At 64.3% G+C, this 18,391-nt stretch carries 14 protein-coding genes; 2 read left to right on the forward strand and 12 right to left on the reverse strand.

Annotated features, from left to right (window positions below):
* Positions 1–307: 307 nt before the first annotated feature.
* From PQR53_RS33550 to mprF, 5 genes are all read right to left on the reverse strand, one after another.
* The gene (locus PQR53_RS33550) at positions 308–2,125 is read right to left on the reverse strand and encodes an esterase (RefSeq protein ID WP_408463979.1); all 1,818 of its coding nucleotides are present in this window, start codon (positions 2,123–2,125) and stop codon (positions 308–310) included.
* 22 nt (positions 2,126–2,147) lie between these two features.
* Positions 2,148–2,408, reverse strand: a complete 261-nt coding sequence (locus PQR53_RS33555; protein ID WP_408463982.1) for an acyl carrier protein — start codon at positions 2,406–2,408, stop codon at positions 2,148–2,150.
* Positions 2,409–2,654: 246 nt separating this feature from the next.
* A complete protein-coding gene (locus tag PQR53_RS33560; protein ID WP_408463985.1) occupies positions 2,655–4,349 on the reverse strand; it encodes an AMP-binding protein in 1,695 nt (564 codons plus the stop codon).
* 355 nt (positions 4,350–4,704) lie between these two features.
* On the reverse strand, positions 4,705–5,970 hold the full coding sequence (locus PQR53_RS33565) for a virulence factor family protein (protein WP_408463988.1): 1,266 nt from the start codon (positions 5,968–5,970) through the stop codon (positions 4,705–4,707).
* A complete protein-coding gene (mprF, locus tag PQR53_RS33570) occupies positions 5,967–8,519 on the reverse strand; it encodes a bifunctional lysylphosphatidylglycerol flippase/synthetase MprF (protein WP_408464188.1) in 2,553 nt (850 codons plus the stop codon). Before mprF ends, PQR53_RS33565 begins: the two co-directional genes overlap by 4 nt.
* Positions 8,520–9,112: 593 nt before the next feature.
* Between mprF and PQR53_RS33575 the strand changes: the two genes are divergently transcribed.
* Positions 9,113–9,655: a PaaI family thioesterase gene (locus PQR53_RS33575; RefSeq protein ID WP_408463990.1), complete on the forward strand. Its 543-nt coding sequence runs from the start codon at positions 9,113–9,115 to the stop codon at positions 9,653–9,655.
* A gap of 23 nt (positions 9,656–9,678) precedes the next feature.
* On the opposite strand, the gene PQR53_RS33580 is transcribed toward PQR53_RS33575, so the two are convergent.
* Positions 9,679–9,834: a hypothetical protein gene (locus PQR53_RS33580; RefSeq protein WP_408463993.1), complete on the reverse strand. Its 156-nt coding sequence runs from the start codon at positions 9,832–9,834 to the stop codon at positions 9,679–9,681.
* A 235-nt stretch (positions 9,835–10,069) separates the two neighbouring features.
* On the opposite strand from PQR53_RS33580, the gene PQR53_RS33585 reads away from it, so the two are divergent.
* Complete coding sequence (locus tag PQR53_RS33585) at positions 10,070–11,467, forward strand: MFS transporter (RefSeq protein ID WP_408463996.1); 1,398 nt, start codon at positions 10,070–10,072, stop codon at positions 11,465–11,467.
* 44 nt (positions 11,468–11,511) lie between these two features.
* Here the strand turns inward: PQR53_RS33585 and PQR53_RS33590 are convergent, their stop codons facing one another.
* The 6 genes from PQR53_RS33590 to PQR53_RS33615 all read right to left on the reverse strand — a co-directional run bounded on the left by PQR53_RS33590 (position 11,512) and on the right by PQR53_RS33615 (position 18,391).
* Positions 11,512–12,165, reverse strand: a complete 654-nt coding sequence (locus tag PQR53_RS33590) for a glycosyltransferase family 2 protein (RefSeq protein WP_408463998.1) — start codon at positions 12,163–12,165, stop codon at positions 11,512–11,514.
* On the reverse strand, positions 12,162–12,767 hold the full coding sequence (locus tag PQR53_RS33595) for a class I SAM-dependent methyltransferase (RefSeq protein WP_408464001.1): 606 nt from the start codon (positions 12,765–12,767) through the stop codon (positions 12,162–12,164). Before PQR53_RS33595 ends, PQR53_RS33590 begins: the two co-directional genes overlap by 4 nt.
* A 24-nt stretch (positions 12,768–12,791) precedes the next feature.
* Positions 12,792–14,012, reverse strand: coding sequence for an acyl-CoA dehydrogenase family protein (locus tag PQR53_RS33600; RefSeq protein WP_408464003.1), 1,221 nt, complete (start codon positions 14,010–14,012; stop codon positions 12,792–12,794).
* A 183-nt stretch (positions 14,013–14,195) separates the two neighbouring features.
* Positions 14,196–16,169, reverse strand: a complete 1,974-nt coding sequence (locus PQR53_RS33605) for a PAS domain-containing hybrid sensor histidine kinase/response regulator (protein ID WP_408464006.1) — start codon at positions 16,167–16,169, stop codon at positions 14,196–14,198.
* 138 nt (positions 16,170–16,307) lie between these two features.
* Positions 16,308–17,753 carry a cytochrome c gene (locus PQR53_RS33610; RefSeq protein WP_408464009.1) on the reverse strand — a complete coding sequence of 482 codons (1,446 nt, stop codon included), beginning with the start codon at positions 17,751–17,753 and terminating at the stop codon, positions 16,308–16,310.
* Positions 17,753–18,391, reverse strand: coding sequence for a cytochrome c oxidase subunit 3 (locus tag PQR53_RS33615; protein WP_408464012.1), 639 nt, complete (start codon positions 18,389–18,391; stop codon positions 17,753–17,755). The genes PQR53_RS33610 and PQR53_RS33615 overlap by 1 nt, the downstream gene beginning before the upstream one ends.

Consider the following 18,391-nt stretch of genomic DNA (forward strand, 5'->3'; position numbering starts at 1 on the left):
CGCAATGCCACGCTATCGGCGGCAACGGCCGCCCGTTTGAGCTCGTGTAACGGCAAGGCAATCTCCTGTGCGGCAAGAACAAGTCAACAAGAAAGTCACCAGGAGGCAGGTAGAAAGCGGACATAAAAAAACCCGCCTCGTGGGGCGGGTTGATGTCACTGCTATCAGACGCGCGCTAGCCCACCATTCGATGAATGGTGCTAATAATCAGCGCAATACGGATGTCGAGGCAGTTCATGCGTTTGATCTTCGTTGACTTGACGGGCTTTGTCAATCCCTGTCTGCACGCCACAAACCATGCGAAAACTCAAGACTGCCGCGCCTGGGCGACGCGCAAGCCGGACTTCGGCGCGACACCATCAGGCCGCGCACCGAGCACTCTTTCGCGCAAGAACAGATCGAACTGCGCCATCACCGCATCGCGCGCAGCATGCGAAAAAAGCGCATGGTCGACTTTGCCGACCACTTTCGCGTTGACGTTCTTCAGCTTGCCAAGCTGGTTGCCGTTCGGTCCAAAATGAATCGCCAGCTCGTCCAGCCCCTCGTCGAGTGGGCCATACATCAGTGAGGTTTGTACGCCCTTGCGCTCCAGTTCCAGCGCGAGTCTGCGGATCGCGCCACCCGCCGTCGGCCGGCCGAGCAGGCGTTCGATCGCGGTACTGGCACGCACGCTGATGCGCGCGCACAGGCGTCGCGCGAGTTCGGTCATGATGGCGCGGCCGTTCGCGCGGCCGGTGAGCAGGCGCAGCCATTTGCGCGGATTGCGCATGGAAAGCCGATAAACGCCACTCGACGCAACGTGCCGGGTACCGAGCTTCGTTTGCGCGCCGTCCCACTCGAAAAACGGCAGATTGACCAACGCGCAGCCAATCACGCCAGCATGCGCGAGCGCCGTATGCATGCTCACATAAGCGCCCGTGCATACGCCGAACATGACGGTCTTCGGATGGCCCGCCGCCGCGAGGCAATCGACCCCGGCTTTGGCGTCCGCCACCGCGTGCCGGGCATACACCATATCGAGCGTGAGCGAGTCGTCACGGCGAACGCTATCGCCGAGACCGCCGAGATCCATCCGCAACGACGCGATCCCAAGCGCCGCGAGGCGCCGCGCCATCAGCACGGCAATCCGGCTATCGCCAACCCGGTGCACGCCGCCCGTATTGACGAACAACACAGCGGGCGCACCGTCGAGCGCGCGCCGCGGTTGGCAGAATATGCCGACATAGCGGCCGCCGCCGAACACCACGGGCGTCTCGCAGCCGTCCGCGAAATCGATCCGCGCGGCGCCCCCCGAATCGACGATCGCCGCTGCGGGCTCGCCCGCGCTGAGCGCGCTCGCGCCCAGCCATTCCAGCACGCTGTCGAAGCCGCGGCGCGGCGGCACGCTGTAGCGCGGATCAAGCAGGAACTTGCCGTATTCGCTGAACACCTGCAGATCCGCCTGCGCGCCCTGAGCCTGATAATGCGCGACCAGCCGCTTCACACGCGCGCCCTCACCCAGATCCTGCACCAGTACGCGCCGCGCAGGACGCTGCATACGCAGTTGGAGATCGACATTCACGAGAGACTCGAGCGTGTCGGGATAGAGGCGGAATCCGTGTGCGCCGACCGTGTGTCCGGCCTCGGCGTCCTGGCTGCTTTCGAGTCCGATTTGCGCACTGAGCCAGCTTTGATGCTGCATCTCCAACTCACGGATGTAGCTCTTGCCCGAACTCACCGGCGCCAGCAGCACAAGATTTTCGACACCGCCGAGCTCTTCGGCGGCCAGCGCCGCGAGCGTGGCGCCGAGACGCAGTCCACAGAAACTCAGTCGCGTCACACCGGTTTCAGCACGCAGCCACGCCGCGGCCGCCTTGATGCTGTCGAGCCATGCGCGCAGGCGCTGCGGATCTTCTTCGCAGCCGCTCGAGTCGCCGGTGCCGGGATAGTCAAAGCGCAAAGCAGGCATGCCGCGCACGGCGAGCGCCTCGGCGAACTCGCGCCAGCCGCGATGAACGCACAGCGCCTCGTAGCCGAACGGGTTGCACAGCACCACCCCCAATGCGGACTGAGCGCCCGACGGCCGGTGCAGCCATCCAAAACAGCCGTCGAAGCTAACCGGCCTCATGGTAGGAAGGTTCGTCATGATCGGTCGCGGCGGCGCCACGTCAAGTTCGCAACGCGAGCGACTCTTCCGGCACGATTCGCGCAATCGTGCTTGCGAGCGAATCGATGCTCAGAAACAGATCGTGCGTAATCAGCGCGCCTGGAATTTCGATCACGAAGTTCTCTTCGATGGCCATCATCACGCGGACCGCGCCGAGCGACGATAACCCCGCCGCGTAGAGATCGTCATTGTCGCCGAGCGTGTCGACCGGCACGTCGAGACAGGCGGTCTCCCGAAGAATGCTGCGCACATGATCTTTCATTTGATACCCCCGATACCTGAATTTTTACGCAAGACATCGATGCATCGAGAACATGCAGGGATGTGCCGCTTTTACTTGGTGCTTTTACCTGGTGCTTTTACTTGGCTTGTACTTGGCTTGTACTTGGCTTGTACCTGGCCCGTCCTGGCCCCTACCTGGCCCGATCTCCATAGTCCCTGCTTCCAAAAAATTTTCAGCGTTTGAAGCAACTCTTAAATCATCCAAAGCATCGTGTCGTTCGGCCTGTCAGGTGACCAGGTCGCCGCTTGCACACCGTTCGGCGAGCGCCTTCCTGTCAATCTTGCCGTTCGCGTTGAGCGGCAACACGTCGAGCGTCACGACTCGTTGCGGCACGGCGTACGCAGGCAGCCGCTGACGGCACGCCTGCAGAATCTGCACAGCGCTGCCTTGGGCGTTCGTCACGAAGGCGATCAGGCCGCAAGCCTGGCCCGCTTCGTCGACGGGCCAGGCGACCACCGCGCAGAGCGCCGTCTGGCTGCATGTCCGGACGACGTGCTCGACTTCTTCGAGCTCGATCCGGTTGCCGCGAATTTTGAGCTGCGTGTCCAGCCGTCCTTGAAACACGATGCCCTGCCCGGCTGCTTCACGCGCGGCGTCCGAGCTTCGGTACCAGCGCGACGAGCTATAGCCGGGATACGTCATCGAAACAAAGCGGCGATTGCCGGGCTCGTCCGCCGACAGATAGCCCGCGGCCACCTGAGGGCCGCCGATCAGCAGTTCGCCGCTTGCGCCGGGCACGACCGGCTTTAACGCGGCGTCGACGATCAGCAGTTCCATCCCCGGCAATGCACCGCCGAGCGGCATGACCGCGTGCTGGGAACCGTCGAGAAATTCCGCCGTGACTTCGAATGCCGCGCAGGCCACCGTGGTTTCGGTCGGCCCGTACATGTTCAGCACCCGGCTGTTCGGCGCGGCGCGCCGCCACGCCTCTACCAGTAAGCGCGGCAACGGCTCGCCGCCGAAGATCGTCACCCGCATGCCCGGAAATTCGTTCTGCCCCAGTTTGCGAAACTGCTGCATGAAACCGGCCACCGAGGGCACGCTGCTCCAATGCGTGATCGCGTGCTGCTTGATGAAGGCCCAGTTGTAGATCGGCTCGACGGTCTTCGGTACATACAGGCAGCCGCCGTTTGCCCAGCACACGAACATGTCATGTACCGACGGATCGAAAGTGAGCTCGCACAATTGCGCATAGCGCGCGCCAGGCAGCCTGCCCAGCGTGTGCAGTTGCCCCGCTACGTAGGCGTCAGCGTTCGCGTGCGAAATCGGCACGCCTTTGGGCGCGCCGGTCGACCCCGACGTGAAAAGGATGTAAGCGAGATCGCGCGGTGCGCGAGGGCTTCGTGATTCCGTAACGCCTGGCTCGGAAGGCAAACTCTTCAGGCCGTCCGCGCAGAAGGCTGAATCAGTGCGCGTGGCGTTCGTCTCCTGAGTGTCTTGAGTGCCTTGAGTGCTTTGAGTGCTTTGAGTGCCTTGAGTGTCTTGAGTGTCTTGAGCGCCCTGAGCAGCTCCGGCGTCCGCCTCGCTTTCATCGTCGAGCAGCAAAATCAGCGGACAGTCGTCAAGCAGCGCCAACACTTCGTCAAGCAACGCGGCGCAACGCCGATCGACCAGCAACAGCGGCGCGCCCGACTGCTCGATCACGGCGGCGATGCGCGCGGCGGGTACGAGCGGATTGAGCGGCACATAGGCGAAGCCGGCCTTGAGAATCCCTAGCAGCCCCGCATAAGCGGCCACGCTGCGATGCGCGAACAGCAGGCAGCGCCCGGGCCGGCCGGCCGGCATCGCGGCCGTTACGTCAGCGGCGATCCGGCGCGCCCGCACGGCGACTTCGTCATAACAATAGAGTCGTTCATCGACCCACAGCGCGGGACTATCCGGCTCGCTCGCGGCAGTTTCGAAGAAGAAGGAATCCAGCATTCACGGCCTCGGTCCGTTGGGCATCGCACCAGACTCGCATCGGCGTGCCCTGAACGGCGCGCGAGCAGTTGCCAGTCATGCCGGGAGCACACGGCCAGGCAGCGGAGCTACCCGGCGACGCGCTGCGTTATCGCAGGAAAATTTCACTTGAGAGATTCACGGACGACACGCCAGCAAAACCGCCTCCACACCCAAAACGTATGAGGAGACTGTCGTCAGGTCTTCGTAAGAATCATAGAGGCCCGTGAGACCAATATATGTGCGATACCGCTCTCAACAGACGAATGAAAAGACGCCGGGCCGCCCGCCGCGCGCGGGATGATATGGCCCTTCGCGTCACACGCCATGCGGCGTATCAATCCTGCACGCCGCTTGCCTTCCTGAAAGCGCCGAGAATGCGCTGCTCCAGCGCGTTGTAGTCGCCGCCGAAGTGATGATCGCCCGACGTGCGAATCACCGTGATGCCGGTCCGGGTGAGCGCCGGACACAAGGTGTCTTTCTCGTTCTCGCCGTAGAAACACTGCACGATCGCGGGTGGCACGCGCGTTAATTCGGGCTGCACCTTCAAGGCCTTATCGCTCGCCGGCATGCCAAGCCAGCCGCCCACGCGGATCTGGAAATCGGCGTCGGGCGCGAAGCCGAGCAGCGCGATCAGCGACACTTTCGCGCGCAGCGCTTCAGGCAGACGGTTATAGGCGAACGGCATCACGTCGGCGCCGAACGAATAGCCGACCAGCGCAATGTGCTCCGCATGCCAGCGCGCCCCGTAGGTCTGCATCACGCGGGCGAGATCGCGGCTCGTCTGCGCGGGGGTTTTTTCGCTCCAGAAATAACGCAGGCTGTCGATGCCGATCACCGACACGCCGTCTTTCTGCAACGCGAGCGAGATGGTCTTGTCGAGATCGCGCCAGCCGCCGTCGCCGGAAATCACGATGGCCATCAGGCCGTTCGGATGCACTGCCGGCAATTCGATCAGCGGCAGATCGGAGACGTCGTCATCGTTCGTCGAGGCCGTCTGCAAATGCGGCGTGACCAGCGCGACGAGCCGCGTGCGATCGCCATTGCCCGGCGCCGCCTTTTCGACGAAGCCCGGCACCTTGTCGCGGATGATCGTCGGGTCCGGCGGGCACGGTTGAAAACGTGCGTCCAGATTGCGCTCGGCATCCACCGAGACCGCGCCGGCCACCGTATTCGACGGCGCCTGTTCGAGCACATGCATGGCGAGCGTCGCGCCTTGGCCGGTACCCGCGACGATCGGTGCGAAATAGCGGCTCGATTGCGATTGCCGTTCGAGTTGATGGCTCAAGGCTTCAGCATCGCCCACCAGTTGATGGCAGGCTTCTTTTTTCGCGCCCAGATTGGCCGCGTAGCGCGCCGTATCCACGCCGACGGTCAACGCGCCGGCCTTGGCGAGCGCATCGGCAGTTTGCTGATCGGCCGCACTCCAGCCGGTCGCCCCCGAGTAAAGCACCACAAAGCCGCGCAACGGGCCGGTGGGTTGCGTCACCGTCACGTCGCCATAACGGCCGCCCGCTACGGTAGTCGTCGTGGCAAAAGCAGCGGCGCTGCCAAGCACGAGGCTCGCCGCCACGGCGAGCTTGAAACACGAATGCAATATCATGAACGCCGGCCTCCCGCCAGCAATGACAGGTCCGCGAGCGTGAAGAACACGCCCATCGAACCCGACGCCGCGAGATAGCGCGGCTCCCAATGCGGCTGGAACTTGCTCTTGAAAGCGCGCAGTCCGCGGAAGTTATAGAAGTGGCCGCCGAAGCGCCACACGATCCCCGCCAGCCGATGCCAGCGCGACGCGAGCGGCGTCGGCTGCATGCCGGAGAGCGGCGCGATGCCCAGACTGAGCGAGCGAAAACCCGCCTGCTTCAGATGCAGCGCGAGTTGGGTGAACAGATATTCCATCGCATACGGCGACGCGCTTTCCACATGCCGCATCACGCCGACCGTCGCCTCGGTGTTCATATCGGTTGTCATGAAGGTCACGAAAGCGGCCGGCTCGCCGTTCTGGCGCACCAGCATCACCGATTGCGCGGCGAGATACTCGTCGGTAAACGCGGCCACCGAGAAACTCTTTTCACGCGCGTCCCGGCTGTCGAGCCAGCCGTCCGAAATTTCACGCAGCGTTTCGAGCGACGCCGGCACATTGGCCTGATCGATCACTTCGACGCTAAAGCCGTCACGCTCGCCACGCTTTAACGCATAGCGAAGATGCGCGCGATGCGAGCCCTTCAGGTCGAAATCGTCGAGCACGACATGGGCTTCCTCGCCAAGCTTCATCAGCGTGAGGCCGGCGTCGAGATAGAGCGGCAAGGCGTTGGCGCGCACCTGATAGAACGCGGCGCGGCCGCCGTGCGCGTGCGCGAGCGCGACGAACTTGCTGATCAAGCCGGCCCATTCTTCGCGCGGACCGACCGGATCGTGCAGCGCGGCCCACGTGCGGCCGTTTTTCGCATACATCAGGAAGGCCTGACGCGACTCGGAAAAGAGGAAGCTCTTGTCGCCCATCAGCGCGAGACCGGCGTCGCTGCGCTCCTGCGCGCGGACGATACGCGCCGCGTCTTGCAGATCTTGCGGAGGCGGGATCACGAAGCGGCCCGCCGCCGGGCGCAGCAACTGCCAGAACGAGAAAATCGCGGCGAACAGGCTCGCGGCCAGCGTCGCGCGCAATGCACGCGGTGCGCGTTCGTCGAAAGCGAATTGCCACCACAGGTCGCGCGTGTACGGCACGTCGCGGAACGCAAACAGCATCACCCATACGGCGAGCGCGAGAACCATCGCCACCGAGATCAGCCAGCTCGCCGTAAAGCGCTCGGCAAACAGCGACGAATGACGGTTGAAACGGCGCCGCGTGGACAGCAGCAACGCGATCAGCATGCCGAGTACGCCCGCTTCCACGAATGCCAGGCCTTTGGTCAGCGACAGCGCGAGGCTCAGCACCGCCAGCAGCAAGGTCATCCACCACGCCGCATCCAGACGCCGCAGCAAGCCGCGCGCGACGAACAACAGCAGCACGCCGAGCACGCTGCACAGCATCTGCGAACTTTCGAGCACCCACAGCGGCAGCATGTCGCGCAAAATCAGAATGCGTTGCCAGAACGCGGGCGTCGCGCTGGAAATCACCAGCATGCCGCCGACCACGAAAGTCACGAGGCTCAGAAACAGCGGGGCGAGTTTATATGCGCCTGCCGCGTGCCGCAGCGGCAGCCGGCTTTTCAGCGCGCGGCCTTCGAAGCCGGCAAGCAGCGCCGCCGAAACGATCAGCGGGACACCGAAGTAAATCGCGCGATACGCGAGCAGCGCCGCCACCATCTGATGGGTCTGTACACTGCCGTTCAGCGTGAACACCATGGCCGCTTCGAACACGCCGACACCGCCCGGCGTGTGGCCGATCATGCCGAGCAGCATGGCGGCGGCATACACGGTGATGAAGGTCACGAAGCTGACGTTCGCATGCGGCAGCAGCGCCCATAACGCGAGGCCCGCGGCCACCACGTCGAGTACGGCGAGGGCCACTTGCGCGAGCAGATCGCGGCGCGCCGGAATATCGAACGCGAGCCACTCCCAGCGCGTGCGAATCGGGCGGGCGTCGCGGCGGCAAGCGGCAGCCGCAAGTCCAAGCACGATGAGCAACGCCGCGCCGCACCAGCGCAACGTGAGCGGCGGCAGATGCAGCATCGTCGCAAGCGGGCCGGCGACGCACACCATGCCGAGCGCGCTCATCAACACCAGCGCGAGCGCCAGCGAAACGCTTGTGAACACGGTCATGCGGCCGACCTGTGCGGGCGTGACGTTCGACACGCCATAGACGCGCGCGCGCACGGCGCCGCCCGTCAGGGCGCCGAAGCCGGTCGCGTTGCCGAGCGCGGAGCCCGCGGTCGCGCCGATCCATAGTGCCGCGCGCGGCACCGCGGCGCCCAGATAACGCAAGCCGACTGCGTCGCGGCCCACCAGCGCGATATAGCTGAGCACGGTCGCGCCGAGCGCCGCGGTCCACTCGCCCGCCGTCAGGCGCCGCAGTTGGCCTATCACCGAGCGATAGTCGACCGCTTGCGAGAGATGTTGCAAGACGACCAGCAGCAACCCGCAAATAACGAGCGCGAGTACGGGCGAGAGGATGCTCCGTTTGCCAGGCGTCTTCGATACACGGTCGAACATCGCGCCTGGCCGGTCGAATTTATTGTTATATCGGTGGAACATGGTCAATGCGGGCCTTGCAGGGAGCTGTCGCGGCGACGGATCGTCTGCCACGGCATCGCCTTACTTCAGCGATTACGAATAGATAACGGCAATGTGTGGAAAAGGTTGACAGTGTCAGCCAATTCATCGGGTTTTAACCTGGAGCGCCATGGGCGGCTAATGCGCTTCGCGGCCTGACAGAGCCATACGCGTGGATTAAACGGTCGATATTGCCGATCTGGACGGTCGTGCCAGGTGCGGACTGCTGCGCCCGACCGGGGGTCGAAGTCTAAACGCTTATTGCAGCGAGATGGGGATATCGGGTCGGCGGGGTGTCGAGCGTGCTGCTGATGAGCGCGTTGTCCGCGCGAGCGACCAGGGTGCAGCGGCTGCAGGCCTCACGTATCGGCGAGTGACGCACGGACGATCCGAGCCTTATTGCGAGCGAGACGGCGCTACGCATGCCGGCGATCCAGAGGCCGCCCTCCACGCGCCCTGAAGCGGTTTGATGCTCTAATCGATGACGATGCATCGATTTCGAAGCACGCTTCCCTCAGGACAGGAGACACGGATTGACGAACGAAAATCAACTCGAACGCTGGCTCGCACGCGAGCAGGAAGTATTGGCGGCACTAAACGCCGGGCCGGGTCCCGGTGTCGCCAGCCCCGAACAGGTAGCGGGCAAGACCGGTCTGGAAGTGATGCAGGCGATGATGAACGCGGAACTGCCCTACGCCGCGATTGCACGCACACTCGACTTCACAATCGTCGAAGTCAGCGCGGGGCATGCGGTGTTTCAGGGCACGCCGCTCGCCCAGCATCTGAATCCGCTGGGCACGGTGCATGGCGGCTGGATGGCTACCTTGCTCGATTCCGCGCTAGGTTGCTCGGTCCACACGATGATGCCGGCAGGCCGCGGCTACACCACCGCCGAGCTCAGCGTGAATTACGTCAAAGCGGTGACGCCGCGCGTGCCGCGCGTGCGCGCGGAAGGCAGAGTGATTCACTGCGGACGGCAACTGGCGACGGCGGAAGCTCGCCTTGTCGGCCCGGACGGCACGCTCTACGCGCATGCGACGACGACCTGCCTGGTGTTCGAGATTCCGGGCCGCTAAAGGACGCGGCCGGGATGCAATGCTTACTGCGGGCGGCGGTGTGCTTCAGCCAGCACAGCGCAGTTTTGCAGATGCAGGTTCAGCGCGTGCAAAGCCAGCGCGCGGAGCTTGCCCAGCCACGTGGTGTTAGCGGCGGCGGGTGCGGTGCGGGCAGTAGCGGCGTTGGAAGCGGTGTTCATGGCGGACTCCTTTATAGGGTTTATACCTAGGCAATAACCCGATTATAGCCTTCTCCCGCCGCACTGCAACAAATATCAAGAATGCGCCAGGGTGTTGTGTCACGGCCACATCCGCGACCTATGTAATCTCGAAAAGGGGTTGCATCGGGCGCTGCACTATTAACCATCCGCACCGTACAGGTGCAATAATGACCGCTTTGCCTGCGACCATTCGCCGCGGACTGCCCCGCCCCTCATGACCGTCGTCCAGAAAGCCCTGATTGCCCCCCTCATCGTCGCCTGCGCGATGTTCATGGAAAGCGTCGATGCCAATGTGATCGTCACTGCCTTGCCCGCCATGGCACGCGATTTTGGGCGCGATCCGGTCACGCTGAAAATCGCGGTGACGAGCTACGTGCTGGGTCTCGGGGTCTTTATCCCCGTATGCGGCTGGCTCGCGGACCGTTTCGGCGCGCGCACGGTATTCCGCACGGCGATCGGCATCTTCGTGACCGGCTCGCTCCTGTGCGCCGCGTCGAATTCGCTGGCTACCTTTACCCTCGCCCGTTTCGTGCAAGGCGTCGGCGGCGCGATGATGGTGCCGGTCGGGCGGATCATCATCTTCCGCGTGGTCGAAAAAGTGGACTTCATCCGCGCGATGAACTATCTGAGCGTACCCGCGATGCTCGGACCGGCCGCCGGCCCGCTGCTTGGCGGCTTCATCACCACCTATCTGCACTGGCGTCTGATTTTTTTCATCAATGTGCCGATCGGCATTCTCGGTATCTATCTGACCAACCGGCACATCGCCAACACACGCGAGCCCGACCCGGGGCCGCTCGACTGGATCGGCTTTTTTCTGTCGGCCGCCGGCGCGGTATTGCTGCTCCTCGGACTGTCGCTGGTCGGCGGGGAACTCATTTCGAATCGGGACGCGTTCGGCATGTGCGCGAGCGGCGCAGTGCTGCTCGCGGGCTATGTCGCGTACGCCCAACGCGTCAAACTCCCGCTGCTCGACCTGCGCTTTTTCAAGGTACCGACGTTTCAGGCGAGCGTGCTCGGCGGCTCGCTGTTTCGTATCGGTCTCGGCGCATTGCCGTTTTTGCTGCCGCTGATGTTGCAGGAGGGACACGGCATGAGCGCATTCGAGTCCGGCCTGATCACTTGCGGGTCCGCGTTCGGCGGCATGTTCATGCGCACGGTCGCCTCGCGCGTGCTGCATCGCTTCGGCTTCCGTTCGGTGCTGGTGGTGAACGCGGCGCTGTCGGGGATTTCGATTGCGGCGTGCGGACTGTTTTTCCCTGGCACGCCGACCTGGATCATCTGGTTCGTCGTGTTGCTCGGCGGCTTCTTCCCCGCGCTGCAATTCACGAGTCTCAACTCGCTGACTTACGCGGAAATCGCCACCCGCGACGTGGGGCGCGCAACGAGTCTCGGCAGCGTCGTGCAACAGATGTCGCTCGGCCTGGGTGTGACGGTGGGCGGTATCGTGCTGCAGATTTCGCGCGTGCTGCAAGGCCATCCGGGCATCATGTGGTCGGATTTCTGGCCCGCGTTTCTGGTGGTGGGTTTGTGCTCGTTCGCGTCGATTCCGGTCACGTTGCGTATGCCGCATCGCGCCGGTGAAGAAATTTCGCGAGGCGGCCGGGGCTAGGTCGAGAATAGGCCACGGATAGGCTAAGGATAGGCCGAGGGTGGTCAGCCCGTCGCCCATGCGGCAAGCGTGTCGCCGAAACCGCCGCGAGCGCGGGTCGCCGTGCGCGCGCTCGTGATCACGCGCGGCGCGGCGCTCCATGCAATGCGAGCGCCGATCGCGATCAGGCGGTCCACCAGGGCCACGTCTTCGCTGCACGTGAGCGGTGGAAAACCGCCCGCCCGTCGATATGCCTCGGCTGAGACGCCGAGATTCGCGCCGTGCACATGACGGTGGCCATCCGCGTCCACATAGGTCTTGCGAAAATATTCGCGCACGCTGTGCGGATGCGCGGTCCAATCGTCGACGGCAATCGAGCCGCATACCGCGTCCGCGTCCAGCGACAACTGCGCGACCAGCCAGCCCGGCGACACGCGGCTGTCGGCATCGGTGAAGGCAAGCCAGCGAGCGCCATCGGCCAGCAGGAAATCCGCGCCCGCCGCACGCGCGATGCCGACATTGCGCGCCTTCAGCGTCAATGTCTCGACCCCGTAAGCACGCGCGATCGCCCCGGAAAAATCGTTGCAGGCGTCGAGCACGACGACGATCCGCACCGCTTCACCGGCTAGATCGGCGTGCCGCGAGGCTTCGATCAACGCGGCCAGACAAGGCGCCAGCAACGCCTCTTCGTTATGCGCCGGAACGATCACGCCGATCATAGAAGCCCCTCGCGTTGTGCCACCGAACGCGCATCGCGCGACCATACGTCGATCAGCAGATCGGCTTCGTCGTGATGCGCGAGACGCGACAGACCGCAGCGCGCGTCGAACAATGCGTGGGCGGTGTCGGCGGATTCGAGCGCTTCGGCAAACGGACGGCGCCAGTGGCAGGCGAGCAGCGTGCCGTCCGTCGTGAGCGAGGCGGCGATTCGCGCGGCCAGCGTTTCGAGGTCGGCTGAATCGAGGTAATAGGCAAATTCGCTGATCACGATCAGATCGAACGGTCCCGTATCAACCGGCCATTGCAGCGGCACCGTGCGCTGTTCGACGCGAACCTGCGGCATGCCGGCAACCCGTTCGCGCGCAAGACGCACCGCTGTCTCGTGCAGATCGGCGGCGAGCAGCGCGTCGCAGCGGGTCGCCAGTTCGGCCGTCAGTTCGCCGTTCGCGCAGCCGGGCTCGAACGCGTTGCGATAGCGCGGACGTGGCAGCAGCGCAAGCGTGAGCGAACGCTTGCGGCGCTCGTACCAGCCTTCACGCAGATTCCACGGATCGTCGCTGCTTTTGTAGAGTTCATCGAAGTACATCGCTGCGGAGGACATGTCAGCGGCCCTCCCTGTATCGTGTCAGAGCATCCAAGGCGCACCTCCGGCAGCGGCGTCGCGCTCGTCGTTTACCTTGACGGTCAATTCGCCGAGCGCGGCAAGATCGCGTTCGGCATGGCTTTGCCGCAAGAACACCGGCAGATCCGCCAGCGCCCGCGCGAAGCGCGCATCGCGGCATAGCGGGCCGGCGCCAAGTGTGCGCGTCGCGTGATTCATCACCGCCGTGGCGGCTTCTTCAACGATGAGACGGGCGCGCATGGCTTCACGCTGCGAGTCGGCGTGGGGATTCGCGTCGATATGAGCGGCGGTTTCGCGCAGCACCGCGGCGGCGCCCGCTAAAGCGACCTCGACCGCGCCGAGGTGCGCGAAGCGATGCGCGTCGGCCCGTTGCGTGGATGCTTCGCGCAACGTCCGGCCGATTTGCGCGGCGGCGCCGTACCAGCACGCGGCAATGCCGGCGCCGCCATGCCAGAAGCCCGGCCGGCGCACATAGGCATGGGCCGCGCCCACGAGGGTGGCCGGCGTCTGAGTGAAGGTGACGTCGGCGCTGGCGGTGGCCTGCATGCCGACTGCTTGCCACTTCGACGCATCGACCGAAATAGACGCGTGATCCATCGCTACGGCGGCAAGCACGGGTTCGTCGTCGAGCCATGCCGTGATGAGCGCGTGACTCACTACGGCCGCGCCTGAGCACCAGGCTTTTGTGCCGCTCAGATAGAGTTGCGCGGGATCGTCCGTGCGAGTCGCGTCGCTACGCGTCGAGCGTTTGCTGGCCTGCACACGCGCATCAGGCGGCTCCGCGGCCCACACCCCCCAGCGGCTCTCCACCGGAGGCGTGGGACCGCGCAGCTCGGCGAGAATCGCCAGCGCATCGGTATGGCCTTCGAACAGTTTGACGAGACCCAGATCACACGCCGCAACCGCGGCGAGAGCGCGCCAGCGCGCCAACGTCTGCCCGTGCCCGGGCAAGGGCACGAAGGGCGAACGGTCGTAGCCGCGTTGAATCAGCGCGTGCAACACGTCGCGCAGCACGGCGGGGTCAGCCGCATCGAAATGCGTGCCGTGCAGAAAATCTTCAAGCGACCCCGCAGAAGGCATAGCCTGCTGCGCGGCGAGGGCCGCATACGGATCGCGAGTGCGGGTACTGTCCCGGGTACTGTCGCCGTTACTGCCGCGGGTATTGCCAATTCCTTCCGGCGGCGGCGCACTCACGCCGGCCGCACGATCACGCGTATCGAGCATCGTGCCTCCCTGAAGCTGTTCGATCTATGCGCGCGGACTTTCGATAGCCGCAGCGCGTGCAAACAAACAGCAAGCGGCGTGCCGCAGGTCTGGAAGACCTGGACACGCCGCAATAATTCAGGGGTTATGACGTATCGAAGACGGCCCGCAGCGCTCCTGTATGAAGGAAGCGCGAGCTCGCCGTCAGCGGTGACTGCGCTCCCGGCGCCGCCCTTCCACCTGCTCCAGCAACGCTTCGAACAGCGCGAGCTCCACCGGCTTGACGAGATGGCTGTGAAAACCAGCCGCTTGCGTGCGTTCGCGATCGCTGGCGTGACCGAAGCCGGTCATCGCAGCGAACAGCGTGTCAGCCAGCGCAGGTATCTGTTGCAATGCTGCGAGCGTCGCGTAACCGTCCATTTTGGGCATCGCGAGGTCGATCACGGCGAGGTCCGGCACGAGGCGCGGCGCAACATCGAGGGCCTGTGGGCCGTCGTAGGCAATGCGGACTTCGTGGCCTTTGAGTTCGAGCAGCATGGCAAGGCTGTCGGCGGAGTCGCGATTGTCGTCCACCAGCAGAATACGCAGCGGCGCCACCGCGTTTCCCGCCATGCCGTCCTGATTGGTCTGCGCGTCGGGAAGCGCCGCGGCAAACGGCAAACTGAGCGTGAACGCACTACCGCAGCCCTCTCCCTCGCTAGTCGCGATAATACTGCCGCCATGCAATTCGACCAGCGATTTACACAACGTGAGGCCGATGCCGAGACCGCCTTCGCCGAGGCTTTGCCCATGCTTTTCCTGCGCGAACAATTCGAAGATCGAATCGAGCGCACGCACGGGAATGCCGCAGCCGTGGTCGCGCACTTCCAGCACAGCCATCTGGTGTTCGACCCGCCCGAAGATCTCGATGCAGCTGCTGGTTGGCGAAAACTTCGACGCGTTGTGCAACAGGTTTTGCAGCACCTGCACGAGCCGCGTCATGTCGCCCTCGACGATCAGCGGCTTGGCCGGCATATGGGTTGCCACGCTCTGCTCTCGCGAATCGGTAAACGGCCGCGCCGATTCGATCGCGCGCGCCACCACTTCGGCCAGATCGACGCGCGCAAGCCGCAGCTCGACCTTGTCCGACATGATGCGGCCGACGTCGAGCAGATCGTCGACGAGACGTGTGAGGTGCGTGACCTGACGGTCGATCAGATCGCGTGAGCGCGCCAATGTGGGGCTCACGCCCGCTTCGAGTTGCATCACGCCGATCGCGTTGCGCACCGGTGCAAGCGGATTGCGCAACTCGTGGGCGAGGGTCGCGAGAAACTTGCGCATGCGCTCGCCGGAACGCTCCAGCTCTTCGCGCTCACGGCGCTCGGTCAGATCGCGCGTGACCTTGGCGAAGCCACGCAAGCGGTTCGTTTCGTCGTACACGGCGGTGATGTTGACGTTGGCCCAGAAGGTCGTGCCGTCCTTGCGCACCCGCCAGCCTTCGTCTTCGACCCGGCCGAGCTGCTTCGCGATCGCCAGTTCGCGCGCGGGCTTGCCGGCGGCCGCTTCTTCGCGCGTATAGAAAGTCGAAAAATGCCGGCCGACGATTTCGTCGCGCGTATAGCCTTTGATGCGCGCGGCGCCCGCATTCCAGCTCACTATGCAACCGTCCGGATCGAGCATGAAAATCGCGTAGTCTTTCACGTTGTCGACCAGCAAGCGGAAGCGCTCCTCGCTTTGCCGCAACGCTTCCACGTAATCGCGCTGCGCGGTCAGATCGCGCGTGATCTTGGCGAAGCCCGTCAGCACACCCGCCTCGTCGCGCACCGCCGTGATGACCACATTCGACCAGAAGGTCGTGCCGTCATTGCGAACCCGCCAGCCTTCGTCCTCGAAGCGGCCGGTGAGCGCGGCCTGCTGCAACTCGTAAGCGGGCCAGGCGCGCGCCACGGCTTCGGCTGTGTAGAAACGCGAGAAGTGCTCACCGATGATTTCGTGCGCCGCGTAGCCCGTCAGCTTGCGCGCACCGCCATTCCAGCTGACGATACGCCCGGTGGGATCCAGCAGAAAAATTGCGTAGTCTTCGATCGACTGGACCAGCGCCCAGTAATCGACTTTGACAGGCGCGGCGGCACTGAGCGCGGGCGGCTCGGGGGCGGCCTCGCCATTTTTGCCGGCTGAATGGACGTCAAGCTCGTTCATAGTAAGAAGTATCGATGGGTCTGCTCAAAGGATACACCGGCTCACCTTCACGATTCGCCAATGCCCGGATTGTCGCTTTCGTCGCTTTTGTCGCTTCGGCCATGGGAGACAGCCGCCCTTGGTGCCAGCCGGGCGGCGCTATTTGTGCAATGCACTGCGCACGCTGGACACGTCACGCGTGGTCACCGGCTCGGCTGCATTACCCCAGGCATTTCGAATAAAGGTCAACACGTGCGCCATTTCGCTATCGGTCAGCTGGTCGGCGAACGGCGGCATCTTGCGCGGCTCGGGACCTGCATCCGTATGCGGACTGCCGCCGCCCTCCACCAGCAGACGTACCAGCGACGTGGCAGACGGCGACAACACCGCCGGGTTACCCACGAGGCGCGGATATTTTTGCGGCACGCCAGCGCCGTCGGCCTGGTGACAACGCGCGCAGTAAGTCGCGTAGATACCCGCACCGGGCCGTTCGACGTTGCCGGTTTTCAAGGCCTGCACGCTCTGCTGGGCGGCGCGCGATCGGGCGTTGAAGTGGCCGCTCTGCGCACGCGGCGGCAGGCTTTTCAGATAGGCGGCGATTGCCGCGAGGTCGGCGTCGTTCAGATATTGCGTGCTGTCTTCCACCACTTGCACCATGCTGCCGAATGTCACCAGTCCGCCGCCATGGCCATGCTTCAGGAAGGCGGCAAGGTCAGCGGCAGAAGTTCGGCCAAGGCCTGAGCCCGGGTCGGCGGTGAGGTTCGGCGCGAACCAGTGGTCGTTGGTGCCGCCGGTCAGATAGAGCGAGCTTGCTTCAGTGTAACCGCGTTCCTCATAGGCAGGTCCACGCGGCGTGTGACACGCGCCGCAATGGCCGAGCGACTGCACGAGGTACGCACCGCGATTCCATTGCGCGTCACGCCCGGCTTCGGGTTTGAATGGGCCACTCGGCGCGAACAGCCAGTCCCAGAACATGAGCGCCCAGCGCTGGTTGAATGGGAACGGCAGTCTGGTCGGCGGCGCGGGCGTCGCCACCGGTTGCACACCGTGCATGAAGTACGCGTAGAGCGCGTGCATGTCCGCATCGTCGATCTTCGCAAAGGACGGGTACGGCATCGCCGGATAGAGACGCTTGCCGCCACGCGCAACACCGTCGCGCAAGGCCCGTGCGAAGTCGTCATAGCTATAGCGGCCAATGCCCGCCTGCGGGTCTGGCGTGATGTTCGACGAGTAGACGGTGCCGAACGGCGAGGCCATGCCGAGGCCGCCGGCGAATGGCGGGGCCAGCGTCGGCGCGGCGCCCGGCTGGGTCACGCGCGGTGCGGCCGTGTGGCAGCCGGCGCAGTCCGCGGCCTTGGCAAGATAGGCGCCGCGGGCGATCTGGGCGGCATCGGGACCAGCAGGGGCGTTGGGGACGGGGCTCACGTTGTTGATTGTGTTGTTGCTTGTGTTGTTGTTTGCGGTGCCATTCGTAACACTGCTCGCCAACGCCACGCTAGCTGCAAGCAGCCCGCTCGCCAGCAGGCCAATCAGCACGCGCCACCACGCCGGATGGGGTCCGTCATGTGCCTTCGCGCCGAGCCGCGGTTCCATCTCCCCGGCCATCACCGCTCCTTGAACAGATAAGGCGTCAGATACAACGTGCTGAAAATGAACAGCCACACGATGTCGACGAAATGCCAGTACAACCCACCGATCGTCAGCGCGGCGCAGCGTTTTTCGTCGAAGTAGCCGAGCGCGGTCCACAGCAGCAGAAACAGCAACACGACGATGCCGACGGCCACGTGCGCCATATGAAAGCCGGTGATCGTGAAGTACAGCGAACCATAAAGATGCGTCGTCAGGCCATACGGATGATCGTGCCACTCGACCAGCTGAATGCCCATGAAGACGATGCCCAGCACGACCCCGACCGCCATCGACGCCACCGCCCAGCGCAAACGCCTGCGCCGCACGCAACGCTCGCATAGCCAGACGAACACGCTGCTCGACAGCAGAATGACGGTGTTCGCGATGCCGAGCCCTACTTTCGGGAGCCCCTCGGGTGGCCAATGTTGCGCACTGAGCGTGGCCAGATACAGATACGAAAAGATCAAATAACCGAACAGTGCGCCTTCGGTAACGATCAACGTGAGGCAACCCCACCAGCCACCCGAACGCTCGCCCGCGCTGCCTACCGGCAAGGGGCGCACGGGCTCGGCGGGTTGGCGTGACGACGGATTCAGGTCGACGGCGTCGCTCAT

This window comes from Paraburkholderia fungorum (assembly GCF_046027605.1).
Classification (GTDB): Bacteria; Pseudomonadota; Gammaproteobacteria; order Burkholderiales; family Burkholderiaceae; genus Paraburkholderia; species Paraburkholderia fungorum_F.